General features: G+C 42.2%; 13 protein-coding genes. 10 read left to right on the forward strand and 3 right to left on the reverse strand.

Going from position 1 to position 14,536, the window contains the following annotated elements; all coding sequences use genetic code 11:
• Window position 1 precedes the first annotated feature (1 nt).
• Window positions 2–787, reverse strand: a complete 786-nt coding sequence (gene map, locus QZU45_RS00200; protein ID WP_295350110.1) for a type I methionyl aminopeptidase — start codon at window positions 785–787, stop codon at window positions 2–4.
• Window positions 788–1,077: 290 nt separating this feature from the next.
• Here map and QZU45_RS00205 point away from each other — a divergent pair, with 290 nt between their 5' ends.
• Complete coding sequence (locus QZU45_RS00205; protein ID WP_295350112.1) at window positions 1,078–2,901, forward strand: AAA family ATPase; 1,824 nt, start codon at window positions 1,078–1,080, stop codon at window positions 2,899–2,901.
• 62 nt (window positions 2,902–2,963) lie between these two features.
• Here QZU45_RS00205 and QZU45_RS00210 read toward each other — a convergent pair whose 3' ends face one another.
• A complete protein-coding gene (locus QZU45_RS00210) occupies window positions 2,964–3,755 on the reverse strand; it encodes an MBL fold metallo-hydrolase (RefSeq protein ID WP_295350114.1) in 792 nt (263 codons plus the stop codon).
• Window positions 3,756–3,805: 50 nt separating this feature from the next.
• Complete coding sequence (gene sfsA, locus QZU45_RS00215; RefSeq protein ID WP_295350116.1) at window positions 3,806–4,477, reverse strand: DNA/RNA nuclease SfsA; 672 nt, start codon at window positions 4,475–4,477, stop codon at window positions 3,806–3,808.
• 353 nt (window positions 4,478–4,830) lie between these two features.
• Between sfsA and rpsB the strand changes: the two genes are divergently transcribed.
• The 9 genes from rpsB (at window position 4,831) to bamA (ending at window position 14,526) form a co-directional block, all read left to right on the forward strand.
• Window positions 4,831–5,577 (forward strand): 30S ribosomal protein S2, encoded by a 747-nt coding sequence (rpsB, locus tag QZU45_RS00220; protein WP_295350118.1) that lies wholly within the window; start codon window positions 4,831–4,833, stop codon window positions 5,575–5,577.
• A 118-nt stretch (window positions 5,578–5,695) separates the two neighbouring features.
• Window positions 5,696–6,583: a translation elongation factor Ts gene (gene tsf, locus QZU45_RS00225; RefSeq protein ID WP_295350121.1), complete on the forward strand. Its 888-nt coding sequence runs from the start codon at window positions 5,696–5,698 to the stop codon at window positions 6,581–6,583.
• Window positions 6,584–6,603: 20 nt separating this feature from the next.
• On the forward strand, window positions 6,604–7,329 hold the full coding sequence (gene pyrH, locus QZU45_RS00230) for a UMP kinase (RefSeq protein WP_074841164.1): 726 nt from the start codon (window positions 6,604–6,606) through the stop codon (window positions 7,327–7,329).
• A gap of 13 nt (window positions 7,330–7,342) precedes the next feature.
• Window positions 7,343–7,900, forward strand: a complete 558-nt coding sequence (gene frr / locus QZU45_RS00235) for a ribosome recycling factor (RefSeq protein WP_074841165.1) — start codon at window positions 7,343–7,345, stop codon at window positions 7,898–7,900.
• A 9-nt stretch (window positions 7,901–7,909) separates the two neighbouring features.
• Entirely contained in the window at window positions 7,910–8,662 is a 753-nt protein-coding gene (gene uppS / locus QZU45_RS00240; RefSeq protein ID WP_295350125.1) for a polyprenyl diphosphate synthase, read from the forward strand.
• Window positions 8,662–9,525, forward strand: a complete 864-nt coding sequence (locus QZU45_RS00245; RefSeq protein ID WP_295350128.1) for a phosphatidate cytidylyltransferase — start codon at window positions 8,662–8,664, stop codon at window positions 9,523–9,525. The genes uppS and QZU45_RS00245 overlap by 1 nt, the downstream gene beginning before the upstream one ends.
• A gap of 1 nt (window position 9,526) precedes the next feature.
• Window positions 9,527–10,726, forward strand: a complete 1,200-nt coding sequence (ispC, locus tag QZU45_RS00250; protein WP_295350130.1) for a 1-deoxy-D-xylulose-5-phosphate reductoisomerase — start codon at window positions 9,527–9,529, stop codon at window positions 10,724–10,726.
• Complete coding sequence (gene rseP, locus QZU45_RS00255; RefSeq protein ID WP_295350134.1) at window positions 10,719–12,098, forward strand: RIP metalloprotease RseP; 1,380 nt, start codon at window positions 10,719–10,721, stop codon at window positions 12,096–12,098. Before ispC ends, rseP begins: the two co-directional genes overlap by 8 nt.
• Window positions 12,099–12,126: 28 nt before the next feature.
• The gene (gene bamA, locus QZU45_RS00260; protein ID WP_295350138.1) at window positions 12,127–14,526 is read left to right on the forward strand and encodes an outer membrane protein assembly factor BamA; all 2,400 of its coding nucleotides are present in this window, start codon (window positions 12,127–12,129) and stop codon (window positions 14,524–14,526) included.
• The last annotated feature ends 10 nt before the right edge of the window (window positions 14,527–14,536 follow it).

Here is a 14,536-nt window from a genome sequence, read left to right on the forward strand (position 1 = left end):
GCTAGTGAGTAATTATTCTTGGGAAATCCTCATCCTTTCTTAAGGTCAGAACTTCAACACCGTTTGGAATAACCAAAAGAGTATGCTCATACTGTGCTGAAGGCTGCTTGTCAGCAGTTGTAACTGTCCATCCGTCTTTTCTGTTTACCTTGACTTTGTGAGTTCCGGCATTAATCATCGGTTCGATGGTAAAGCACATGCCCTCTTCTAAAAGCAGGTTGTAGTTGTTCTTGTAGTGAACTACCTGAGGCTCCTCATGGAAGCCTGCACCGATACCATGACCGCAGTAGTCTCTAACAATTGAGAATCCTGCCTTGTCGGCAACTTTCTGAATTGCCGCACCGATATCAGCAAGATTTGAGCCAGGACGAACAGTCTTAATTGCCTCATACATACCTTCCTGGGCACATCTGCATAGGGCTTCGTTTCTAGGTGAGGTCTTACCGACAATGTACATTCTTGAGCTGTCACCGTGGTACTTGTCTTTTAGAACTGTAACATCAATGTTTACGATGTCACCTTCTCTTAATTTGTGGCTGCCTGGAATTCCGTGGCAGACTACCTCATTGATACTGATACAGGTAGCTTTAGGATAACCCTGGTATCCCAAATCTGCGCTTTTGGCATGTTCAACCTGCTCAATGTAGTCATTCATAATCTTGTCCAGTTCATCAGTGGTTACACCTGGAACAATATATGGTTCGATCATTTCAAGAACACGGGCAGTTGCTGCGCCTACAATGCGCATTTTTTCAATTTCGCTTGGACTTTTTAAAGAGATGTTCATTGTTGATTCCTTATTAAATATTCGGTTCATTATATTATTATTTGCATCGGTATGCATGAAATAAGGCGTCTATTGAGCAAAAATCGCAGCTGTATCAGTCTGTTTTTGATTTAGAAAACATATCTAGATAATATATTTTGTAGTAAAAGTAATAGGCGCCGTCTGTTGTAAAACGGATGAGAACCTTTTGGAATTCTGTGTTATGTGGTAATTACAGCTTTTTGCTATAGCATATCTTTAATTATTCTTTCCTATGCTAAAATCCTTATAGGAACTGTTAAGAGGCGATTATGAGTAAAGATGTTTTGTTTTTAACCGGAGTAGAAGATTTTTCAACAATCATCGAAAAAAAGACTTATTACATTGATAAAACATCATATTTAAAAGAACTTTTCATGAGTACATCAGAAGTCATGAATGCTCTTTTTATTCGTCCTCGCAGATTTGGTAAAACACTAAACATGAATATGATTAAGGAATTCTGTGAGCTTAACTATCAGAATCCTGGAGATAAATCATATCAACAGAAACTCTTTATTGATAATGGTAGAAATTTAGCAGTTGCTACTGATGAATATAAAGAACTCCGAGAAAAGGTTATGGGAGAGTTTCCTGTTATTAGTATTTCCTTTAGAGGGGTTGAAGGAAGTTACTTTTACGAGGCTGTTTCAAAAATTCTCCTTAAGATATCAAGCCTTTACGAGAAGTTTATTTTTTTAAGAGAAAGCAAGTTACAGACCAAAGAACAGATAGAAGCTTTTTCGTATATTTATAACTTCAGTACTACTAAAAACACAAAGCTTTTCAAACCAGAATATCTTGCAGAGGCGAAACAAATCTGCGGTTCTTTTCTTTCTACTCTTGCAGAGATGCTGTTTAAAGAGTACCAAAAAAAAGTTCTGGTAATAATTGATGAGTACGATGTTCCTCTGCAGAAAGCTGTAATAGCTAAAGAACCTTACTATGATGATATGCTAGATATCATCAAACAGATTAGTGTTTCCACATTCAAGCAAAATCCAGATCCATGGTTATACAAGGGAATTGTCTCAGGTTGTCTTAGCATAGCTCATCAGAGTGTGTTTACCGATGCCAATAACTTTACAACCTATGGCATGAACAGAGAACCATATACCGGTTTCTTTGGCTTCACAAAGGATGAAACTCATAAACTTCTGGATGACTGTGGACTTTCTGATAAGGAAAATGATGTTAAGGAATGGTATGACGGCTACAGATTCGGCAAGAAACATATCTATTGTCCATGGAGTCTTATTAGCTACTGTGATGAAGCTCTTCACGGCTCTACTGACAAACCTCAGCAATTCTGGGTTAATACCAGCGGCAACGACCTTATCACTATGTTTACTGACAACAGTATGGAAGCCCACAATGCAGAGAATATAGATAAACTGCAAAAACTGATGGAAGGTGAGAATGTTGATATCAGTTTAATGGAATTTACTACCTGTCCTGACTTAAGAGTTGGAGTAAGCTTTGATGTATTTATGACACTGATGCTGCATACAGGATATGTAACTTTTGCAGAATGTTCAGATACAATCGATAAGGTTACTTTAAGAATTCCAAATCAGGAAGTTCTGTACTGTTTTAACAAGAAGCGAGAGCTTCTTTTTGGAGAGAATAATCCATACTGGTACAATCAGACGCTAAGTCTTGTGGATTTACTCATGGCAAATAAGACTGATGAAGCACAGGCTTTAATCAGCTCCATGCTAAAAGAGTTTTTAAGTATCAGAAATACCGGAGATGAGCTCTACTACCATGGTTTCATGATTGGCATTCTTGGGTTGGCAGCAGCAACAAAAAATTTTGAGTATCACGAGGAAATCGAAACAGGAACCGGTTTTTCAGATATTGTCATTGATAGCTTTGATAACAAAACAGCCTGCATCTTAGAGCTGAAAAAGACAGAAAAACTTGAAGACTGCTATGATGCAGCTCAGACTGCAACTAAGCAGATAATCCAAAAGGATTATGCCTCAAAATTTATATCCAGAAGATATAAGAAGGTCTATGGAATCGGTATCGGCTTTGCCAAAAAGAGCTGTGAAATTGTTTCTTTAGGAAACCTTGTCGAAAAAGTCTGTTAATCAGTAAATCATAAAGAAAATAAAAAAGCCTTTAAATCTAAAGGCTTTTTCAGAAGGAAATTCTAGATAGTAATTGTTTCAAGATCTTCTGGAACAAAGATATTTCCATTGAAATAGTGTCTTCCTTCCTCTAGATAAAGTTCTTTTCTGTTTTTGATATTCTTCTCTTCAGTGTGGTAGAGAATGATGTTCTTTACATTCAGTTCAGTAGCCAGTTCACAGGCATCCTTAACTGTGGAATGGTGTTTTTCATATGGCTTGAAGATATCTGCTTGAGAATACAGACAGAAAGCTTCGTGCATCAGCCATTCTGCATCTCTTGCCATGTCCTTTATCGAGTCGTTGCAAGGCTCGTCACCGCAGCAGACCAGTTTCTTTCCGTCAAGTGCAAAGCCGAACTGCTTGGTCTTGGTTGAGTGGATATCAAAGAAAGTAACATCGTGGTTGCAGATTTTTACAGTTTCTCTGTCTGTAACAGGAATCAGCTGCAGGGATTTGCCGACGAATTTAAAATCCTTTTCTAAAAGCAGCATCTTGGCAAGCTCATAGATGGTTTTGATTACTTCATCATGACCGTACACACGAACAACGCCGTCAAAGGTTTTCTCTCGTGATTTCTGACAGATAAGTCTGCTCAGCCAGACCATACCGATAATATGATCAATATGAGTGTGGGTAACAAATATATCGTTAACCTCTTTCCAGTCGGTTCCGGTATGTTTTAACTGACGCATGATGGTATTTCCACCGCCGGCATCTACCAGAAAATTACCGTTTGAATCCTTCAGAATAAAACAGGTGTTGTAGACTTCTGTGGTAAAGGCATTTCCTGTTCCTAATAGGGTAATATCCATGTGTTCACCTTCTGTTTTTTTGTTATTCGATGTATTATCGCATATTCAGCTTAAAACTCTACTTTAATGCGATTTGTATCTGGAATTACGGCGTTTTCTGTGACGCAACAGCCGATAAACCAGATTTTAACGCCGGCTTTGACAGCTGCTCTGAATGCAGTTTCAAATTCAGGATGAATCCTTCCGTTAGGACGTACTTCTGTAACCTTGGGCATCTGAATGACGAAGTCTAGAGCACACATATATCCATGCTTTTGAGCCTCAATCAGTTCATAAATGTGTTTTACACCACGCAATGTAGGTGCATCCGGAAAGTATCCTATACAGTCCTCTTCAAGTGTACAGCCTTTGACTTCGACAAGGTATTTCTGTGAACCTTTTTCCAGATAGAAGTCTATTCTGGAGTTGCCGTACCGGTATTCTGGCTTTACCATATCGAATTTTACTGCAAGCCATTCCTTCATTACCTGATTTGGTGCCTGACTGTCGATATTTACCAGTCCTAGTCCTGCTTTTTCAACGGCAATAAGATCATACTGAGTTTTCCGCTCAGGATTGTCTGATTTTGTCAGTACAACTTTAGAGTGAGGCAGAAGCAGTTCTCTGCAGCGACCGGTATTTTTGACATGGACGGTTTCTGTCTTTCCGTTTAAAAGAACTTTTGCAATAAATCGGTTTGGGCGTTCAAGAAAGACTGCTTCAACTGTATTATCGTAGAGCATGTTTTTTTCTCCTGTCTGTCTCGATAAGAATGTTAGCAGATTCTTCTGTATCCTAGTATGTGCCGAAAGGCTTTTCTTTTGTTTCCAGAGGCATTGTCAATGTTTCATTGGCAACAGCTGATTACCGACTTGAATTTTAAGGATAAAAAATTTACAAAATAATTAAAAAAACATGATAAAATAACGTGCCTTTTGTGTGGGTACATGAAAGGTAAATTAATACTCAGTGAGTATGATTTTTTATTTTTTTTAGAAAACGCACACTGTTTGTCAACGTCCATGACTGGGTGCCATTATTATGGTTAGTCAGGCGGAACAGTGGAGGCTTAACCCTAATTTAGAGGATATTTAATATGTCTACCATCACTATGCGCGATATGCTACAGGCTGGCGTTCACTTCGGTCACCAAACCCGTTACTGGAATCCTAAAATGAAGCAGTACATCTTTGGTGCTCGCAACGGCATTCACATCATCAACCTAGAGAAGACTGTTGAGTGCTACGAGTCAGCATTGAACTTCCTAAGCAGCACTGTTGCTCACAAGGGTAAGGTTCTATTTGTTGGTACCAAGCGCGCAGCAAGCGATAAAGTAGGTCCTGCAGCAACTGCATGTGGTCAGTTCTATGTTGATCACCGTTGGTTAGGCGGTATGTTAACCAACTGGAAGACCGTTCGTCAGTCAATCAAGCGTCTAAAGGAATTAGAGGCTCAGACTCAGGATGGCACTTTCGATAAGTTAACTAAGAAAGAAGCATTACTACGTACCCGTGAGCTTGAGAAGTTAAACCGTTCATTAGGCGGTATCAAGGATATGGGTGGTCTACCAGACGCATTATTCGTAATCGATGCTGAAGTAGAGCACATCGCTATCAAAGAAGCTAACAACCTAGGTATTCCAGTTGTTGCTATCGTTGATACTAACTCAAACCCAGACGGCGTAAATTACGTAATTCCTGGTAACGACGACGCTATCCGCGCTGTTGACTTATACCTGAAGGGCGCAGTTGAGACCATCAACGCTGCTCGTTCACAGGTTGTAAATCAGGAAAAGGCTGAAGTAGCTGAAGCTGCTAGCGAAGAAGCTGCAAAGGCTGAATAAGTTTGATTGGATCTTTAATTTAGATCTAGATGCTATGGCGCAGGTTGCGTCATAGATTACGTGAACTTTTATAAGGCCGGTTTTATCCGGCCTTTTACAGATTTAAGAGGAATAAAACATGGCTACCGTAACCGCTGCTATGGTTAAAGAACTACGTGACGCTACTGGCGCAGGTATGATGGACTGTAAGAAGGCTTTAGTTGCTGCTGACGGCAACATGCAGGCTGCTATTGACGCAATGCGTAAGAGCGGTGCTGCTAAGGCTGCTAAGAAGGCTGGTCGTACTGCTGCTGAAGGTGTTATCACTGTTGCTCAGAACGGCAACAAGATTGCTTTAGTTGAAGTAAACTCAGAGACCGATTTCTGCGCAAAGAATGCAGAGTTCGTTGAGTTTGCTCAGAAGGTTGCTGACGTTGCTCTTGCAAACAGCATTTCTGACATTGAGGCTTTAAAGAACGCTCAGTTAGATGGTCAGACTGTTGCTGAAGGTTTAACTGCTTTAGTTGCTAAGATCGGTGAGAATCTACAGGTTCGTCGTGTTTCATTAGTTAACGCAAATGCTGATGAGACTGTTGGTGTATACGTTCACTCAAACAAGCGCATCGGTGTTGCTGTTGTTCTTAAGGGTGGCGATACCGAGACTGCTAAGCACGTTGCTATGCACGTATGTGCTGCTAAGCCTCAGTTCGTTAAGCCAGAGGATGTATCAGCAGACGTTGTTGAGCACGAGCGTCAGGTTCAGATCGAGATCGCTATGAACTCAGGCAAGCCACAGAACATCGCTGAGAAGATGGTTGAAGGCCGTATGAAGAAGTTCACCGGTGAAGTTTCTCTAACCGGTCAGCAGTTCGTTATGAACCCAGAAGTTACCGTTGGTCAGATGCTGAAAGAGAAGGGCGCTGACGCTGTTTCATTCGTTCGTCTAGAGGTTGGCGAGGGAATCGAGAAGCAGGTTGTTGATTTCGCAGCTGAGGTTCAGGCTCAGGTTGCAGCCGCACAGAAGTAATTTGGCGGAGTAAACAAATAATGTCTTCGGAGCAGAAAAGTAACGTTCGTAGAATTCTACTTAAGATTTCAGGTGAAGCCTTAAGTGGAGATACTGGTTTTGGAATTGATCCTGCTGTTCTATCTCAGACTGCAAAGGCAATCAGAGAAGTTCAGAAAAAGGGTGTTCAGACCGTATTGGTAATTGGTGGCGGAAATATTTTCCGCGGAGCTGCATTACAGAAAGCAGGTTTTGACAGAGTTTCAGGCGACCAGATGGGGATGCTTGCAACTATCATGAACGGACTTGCAATGAGAGAGGAATTAAAGTCTCAGGGTGGCAAGTGTGTACTTATGAGTGCATATGGAATTCCATCTATTACGGCTCAGTACAGTGCAACAGAAGGTCGTGACCTGCTAAACCAGGGGTACAGCCTGATTGTTGCCGGAGGTACTGGTTCTCCTTTCTTTACAACTGATACAGCTGCTGTTTTACGAGCAATTGAACTTCAATGCTCTGAAGTTTTAAAAGCTACCAAGGTTGATGGTATTTACACGGCAGATCCTGTAAAAGACAAGAGTGCTACCAAGTTTGATGCTCTAACCTTTGATGAGGTTATTTCTAAACAATTAGAAGTGATGGACCTCACTGCTTTTGCATTAGCACGTGAACATCACATGCCAATTAGAGTATTCTCTATGAATAAACCTGGTGCATTTGATAAGGCTGCAATTGGTGAAGCCGAAGGAACTGTGGTTAGCGATTAAGGAGTTTATATAAATGTTAAATGACGTTCATAAAAATGCAGAAGCTCGTATGAACAAGGCTGTTGAGTCTTTAGATGTACGCCTATCAAAGATTCGTACCGGACGTGCTCAGCCAGCTTTACTTGACGGTATTATGGTTGATTACTACGGCAGCCAGACCCCATTACGTCAGGTAGCACAGATCAATGTTGAAGATGCCCGTACTCTTAAGTTAAGCGTATTCGACAGAAACGCAATCAAGGCAGTTGAAAAGGCAATTCAGCAGTCAGAATTAGGTTTAAATCCTGTTGTTGCAGGTGTTGAAATCCGTGTACCTCTACCTCCATTAACCGAAGAGCGTCGTAAAGAGCTGGTTAAGATCGTTAAGAACGAAGTAGAGCAGTCAAAGGTAGAAATTCGTAACATCCGTCGTGATGCTAATGCAGAAGTAAAAGACCTTCAGAAGAATAAAGAGATTTCTGAGGATGATCAGCGTTCTGCAGAAGAAAAGATCCAGAAGCTAACTGATGCTTCAATCAAGAAGACTGATGATCTTCTGGCAGCAAAACAGAAAGAGTTAATGGAAATTTAATTCATCTGTATGCCGATTAGTCCAAATACTCCGGGGAGCTTAACTGCTCCTCGTCATTTAGCCATTATTATGGATGGAAATGGTCGATGGGCACAATCTCGCGGAAAACAGCGAGTAAGTGGTCATCAAGAGGGTGCTAATGCTGTTAGACGAGTTATCACTGAGTGTGCAAAGATGGGAGTTAAGGAATTAACTCTTTTTGCATTTTCTAGTGAGAACTGGAAACGACCTTCAATGGAAGTTAACGCCCTTATGACCCTGTTTGTCCAGGCTATCCGCAAAGAAAGCAAAAATCTTTTAGATAACGGAATCCGTACCAGAATTGCTGGCGATATTTCCCGTTTTCCAAAAATTCTTCAGACTCAGATTAAAAAGCTTGAAAAATTAACTGCAGACTGTGATGTCATGAAACTTAACATCGCTGCAAACTATGGTGGCCGCTGGGATATCCTTCAGGCATGCAAAAAACTTATGCACACGTGTTCGGATGAGTCACTGGATATTGACGCTATAACTGAAGAGCAGTTTACCGAGCAGCTTGATATCATCTCTGATGTTGATCTGATGATCAGAACCGGCGGGGAGCAGAGAATCAGTAATTTCCTGTTATGGCAGGCAGCATATGCTGAGCTGTTTTTCTCAGATACTCTGTGGCCGGATTTCGGCAAAGAAGATTTAATTCAGGCCTTTACTTTTTTCAATAGCAGAGAGCGTCGTTTCGGCATGACCTCTGCTCAGGTACAAAAAAAGGATAATCAATAATGTTAACAAGAATCTGTACAGCTGTTGTCCTGATTGTGGCCGTACTTGCATGGCTGTTTAAGGCTGATTATGCAATTTATGCCATGGGCTGTCTGTTTATGTATGCTGTAGGTGCTTATGAAATGGGCCCTCTGTTAGGCTACAAGAGCAGAATTCCTTTCATTCTGATTTCATGTATCTGTGCAGTTCTGTCCTTTATTGCCGTTGGCAATCCTGGAAATTTTATCAATACAGGCATTCCTTCAACCGCGCAGTACATCACTGTCGCAGGTATGATTGTCTGGATAGGCTGTTTACCTTTATTGATAAAATATCCACATAATACTGGATGGCATAAGAATCTTATTTTAAACACCATTATTGGTATTCTGCTTCTGGTTCCATTTCTGATGGGACTCCTGATTTTAAGAGCCAGTGAGTATGCAACCAATAATCTTGCAGGCTCATTCCTGGTTTTAAGTGTAATGGCTCTGGTCTGGTGTGCAGATTCCGGTGCTTACTTTACAGGTTATTTCCTGGGTAAGCACAAGATGCTGCCTAATGTAAGTCCTAAAAAGACTGTTGAAGGTCTTATCGGAGGCCTTGTTACCGCACTAATCGGCATGTACATTTTCATGCAGATGGGCTGGTTCGGTCAGTACGCAGACAACAAGTTTGCCTTAACCTGTGCCTGTGTGGCTGCAATCGTGTTCTCTGTAATCGGTGATCTTGTGGAGAGTATGCTCAAGAGAATCGTTGGTATCAAGGATTCAGGCAAAATCTTCCCAGGCCACGGAGGCATGCTTGATCGTATTGATTCACAGCTTGCTGCCATTCCTGTATTTCTGACAGTCATCTGGCTGGTAAGCGGGGAGTTACGTTAGTATGAAAAGTGTTACTCTTTTAGGTGCTACCGGTTCAATCGGAACCTCAACTCTTGATGTAATCAGAAGACACAAGGATGAATTCTGTTTGCACGGAATTGTTGCAAATTCATCTGTCGACAAGACTATTGAGATTATCAGGGAATTTAAGCCACAGAGAGTTGCTCTTGCAGATACTCTTGCCTGCAAGAAACTTCAGGAAGAGCTGAAAAAGCAGAATCTGTTTGCTGAGGTGCTTGAAGGTCAGAAGGGTGTTGAGGAATTATCCGGTGACGGTGCTGCAGAGATAGTTGTAGCCGCAATTGTCGGTGCTGCAGGACTCAAGCCAATTCTTGCTGCTGTAAAGACAGGCTGTATTGTTGCACTTGCCAACAAAGAATCTCTGGTTATGTCTGGTAAGATTTTCTTTGAAGAGTCCAAGAAATACGGTGCAAAGATTCTTCCTGTAGACAGCGAGCACAGTGCTATTTTCCAGTGTCTTCCTTATGAGTTGCAGACCAACCTTGGTTTCTGTGATTTAAAGAAGGCAAATGTTTCAAAGATTCTTTTAACAGGTTCTGGCGGCCCATTCAGAGATACTCCGTTAGCAGAGCTTCCATCAGTTACCCCAAAGCAGGCCGTAGCTCATCCAGTATGGTCAATGGGTCCTAAGATCTCTGTTGATTCAGCCACCATGATGAATAAGGGACTTGAGTTTATTGAGGCTCGTTACCTGTTCAATGCAACAGACGAGGATATCAAGGTTGTTATTCATCCTCAGTCAGTTATTCACTCCATGGTTGCCTATACCGACGGTGCTGTTCTGGCCCAGATGGGACAGCCGGATATGAGAACTCCAATTGCTGTGGCAATGGGATTCCCTGAGAGAATTGAATCCGGTGTTGCTCCTCTTGATTTTGAAAAGCTGGGAGAGCTTACCTTCAGAGCTCCTGATTATGACAGATATCCTTGTCTGAAGCTTGCAATGCAGGCAAGTGTGAGTGGACAGGGTGCAACCACAGCTCTTAATGCCGCCAATGAAATTGCGGTAGAGGCCTTCCTTAAGGAAAAAATCAGATATACAGACATCGCAGTCGTTGTGGAGAAGGTTTTAAATACCTTCGGTTCACCAGAACTTAAGACTGTGGATGAGGTTATGAACGCTGATTCTCAGTCAAGAGAGATTGCTATACAGGCTGTTAAGGAGCTGGCTAATGGTTAACTTTATAGGCGGTATCTTTTACTTCCTGCTAGCTCTGGGAATACTGGTTACCATTCATGAGCTTGGTCATTTTCTGGCTGCTCGAGCCTGTAAGGTTAAGGTCCTGCGTTTTTCGCTGGGCTTTGGTCCTGTTATTTACAAGAAAACCGGAAAGGATGGCTGTGAATATGCTGTAAGCGCTATTCCTCTGGGCGGCTACGTTAAGATGGAAGGCGAGAACAATCCGGCTCAGGGTGATAAACTTATGCCTTCAAATGAAGGTCTGTCACCTGATTCCTTTAAGGCAAAGCCTGTATGGCAGAGAGCCATTATTATTTTTGCCGGGCCTTTCTTCAACATTGCTCTGGCTGTTATTCTTTTTACCATCGTCAATATGTCAGGTATTTCCGAGCGTTATGCTGTGGTTGGAGATGTTGCTCCTATGTCTATCGCTCAGGAAGCTGGCTTTAAGACTTTCGACCGTATTGAGACAGTTGAAGGCAAGAGCATTGAGACCTGGTCAGACTTTGTATATACCCTTGTTGAATATACTGGTTCCAACAAGATTCTTGATGTTGTTGTCAAATCTGATATGGGAAAGGGGGCAGCCCGTACACTGCCGCTTTCTTTAAAGGATTTTACCCTCAATCGTAATGAGTCTCCTCTGGATGTTTTAGGGCTTAAGATCTGTTTTGGAAATATCACCAATACCCTAGGGGCAGTGGTTAAAAATTCTCCTGCAGATAAAGCAGGCCTTAAAGTTGGTGATAAAATTGTACTGATTGATGGACAGGAAGTTGATTCCTGGTTCAGAATTCAGGAAAGCATCGCCGATTCAGAATGCAGACCAATGGAACTTGTGGTTGAGCGTGACGGTGTAAAATACAGTGCGATCGTTGTCCCAGAATTAAAAAATAACTCAAAAGCTAAAAAAGCCAAACCATTTGTAGGTATAGCCGCAAAAGTGGAACCTCTTGAAGGTCTGAGCCGCATGGTATCATATGGTCCTGTGGAGGCTTTTGGGAAAGCCATAAAAGATGCTGCCAGCATGTCAAAGCTGGTTGTCGTGTCTGCGTATAAGCTGATTAACGGAAGCATCTCTGCTGACAACATTTCCGGTCCGATTGCCATTGCAAAAGGTGCTCAGGAAAGTGCTCAGTTTGGCCTGATTATCTTTATAAGTTTTTTGGCTGCTATTAGTGTAAACTTAGGTATCCTGAATTTAATTCCGATTCCTGTTTTGGATGGCGGTCAGCTTTTATTTTTAGCCTATGAGGCAATTATGCACAGAGAGCCTAGTGCCAGAACTCAGGCTTTTCTAACTTCAATAGGCGCAGCGGTATTATTGACCCTGACAGTTTTTGCAGTCTTTAATGACATAAAAGGTTTATAACTTTCTAAACAAACACAATGGTTTTAAGATGAGATCTCATTTATCTATAAAAATCGCAAGCCTAAGTCTTGCAGTAGCATCAGTATTAGGTGTTTCATCCTCTGCATTTGCAGCCGGTGATCCTGTTATCAGCGATATTCAGGTCAGGGGCCTGAACCGTGTAACCAAGGGCGCTGTTCTGCTTGCTCTTCCTGTTAAGGAAGGTGATGTCATGTCTCAGGAGAATACAGCTCTTGCCATGCAGAGACTGTATGCTACAGGCGAATTTGATGAGGTTAAGCTGTCTCGTGACGGTAACACCTTCATCGTAACCGTTCAGGAAAGACCTACTGTTGGTGCGATTGATTTTTCAGGTAACGTAAACATCAAGAAAGATGATCTTCAGAAGGTTATTGAAGATCAGGGCATCCGCATTGGTGAGCCTCTGAATAATCAGGCTTTAAATACCATTGAAAAGTCTTTAGAGGATTTCTACCACTCATCAGGTATGTATCAGGCCTCTGTAAAGGCTGTAATTACCCATCTGCCACGTAACCGTGCCGATATCAAGATTGAGATTATTGAAGGCAAGGCTGCCGAGATTCAGCAGATTAACATTGTGGGTAATAATTCCTTCCCTGAGGATGTACTTTTAGCTCAGATGGAACTGCGTGATGATGTTCCATGGTGGAACTTCATGGCTAATACCAAGTACAACGGACAGAAGTTCCGAGCTGATCTTGAATCTCTAAAATCCTTCTACATGGACAGAGGTTATGTTAACTTCAAGATTGATTCCACCTCTGTAGAACTTACTCCTGACAAGAAGGGTATCTATCTGACTATTGCCATCAACGAGGGTGAACAGTACAAGATTTCCGGCACCTCTGTAAGAGGTGATACTCTCAAGTATGGTGATGAGCTGGTTAAGGCTGTAACCATTGAGCAGGGTGAAATCTACAATCAGCGCAAGATTACCGAGAATGAGAAGACTCTTGCTTCAATCATGGGTAAGTACGGTTATGCAAATACTGAGGTTAAGGCTTTCCCTGTATACAATGACAAGGACAAGACAGTTGAGCTTCAGTTCAATGTAATGCCAGGCAAGCGTGTGCATGTATCACAGGTATTTATCAGCGGTAATGATAATACCGATGATACCGTTATCAGACGTGAACTGCGCCAGATGGACGGTTCATGGCTGTCATCAGAAGCTCTGGATGTTTCTAAGAAGCGTCTGGACAGAACCGGTTACTTCGAGTCAGCAGAGCTAACCACAGAGAAGGTTGGTGGCTCAGATGATACTGTAAACGTTAATACCAAGATTAAAGAGAGACCTACAGGTTCTATTTCCGGCGGTATCGGTTTCGGTACTGACTCTGGTCTGACCATTCAGGCAGGTATCTCTCAGAGCAATCTGTTCGGCTGGGGTACTCAGGGCGCTATCAATGCCTATGAGAACAAGTACCGTAAGCACATGGAGGTTTCCTACACCGATCCTTACTTCACCGTTGATAACGTAAGCTTAGGTGGCAAGGTATTCCTGGATAACTACTACGGTGCAGATGACGCCGATGTTATCGACTATACCAACAAGACCATCGGTGCTTTCGGCTATATCGGCTACCCACTGTCAGAGACTCTGTCTATCAACTACAGCCTGGGTATTGAGCGTAACCGAATCAGGAACAACGGCCTTGATTTCCAGCAGGGTGATGTGTTCTTCAATATGTACGGAAAGGACGGTCAGAAGGCTGTAGACTTTGTTAACTACAAGGCAGGTGTTGATCTGACCCGTAATACTCTGAATCAGAAGGTATTCCCAACTGACGGTTCAAGACAGGTTCTGTCTTTAATGATCACTACTCCAAATTCAGATATTCATTACTACAAGGCAACTGCTGAGACCTTCCATTTCTTCCCTCTGAATACCTATAAGGACTATGTTTTTTCCATCAGAGGTAAGACCGGCTACGGTAATGGTTACAGAGACAAGAACGGCACCAAGGAAATTATGCCTTTCTTCGATAACTTCTCACTGGGTGGTTCTGAGTGGCTAAGAGGCTTCAAGCGTAATTCCATTGGTCCTCGTGCTATCTACAAGAACAAGACAACCGGTGCCTGGTACGAGTCAAGCAACTCTATCGGCGGTAACGCTTTCTGGGCTGCCACTGCAGAAATTATTTTCCCAACTCCTCTTGTAGCAGAGGCCTACAAGAACAGTATCAGAACCTCACTGTTCTTTGATGCTGGTTCTCTATGGGATTCACGTTCAAGCATGTATTCGTATGACTATTCATCACCAAGCAAGTACAGAACTTCTGCTGGTATTTCTTTAGTATGGATGTCACCTTTAGGCCCTCTATCCTTCAACATTGCAAAGCCAATCAAGAAGTACGACGGCGACGATACACAACAGTTTAATTTCAATATTGGTAGCACCTTCTAAAACAGGGAGA

Source organism: uncultured Succinivibrio sp., from assembly GCF_902756765.1.
GTDB lineage: Bacteria > Pseudomonadota > Gammaproteobacteria > Enterobacterales > Succinivibrionaceae > Succinivibrio.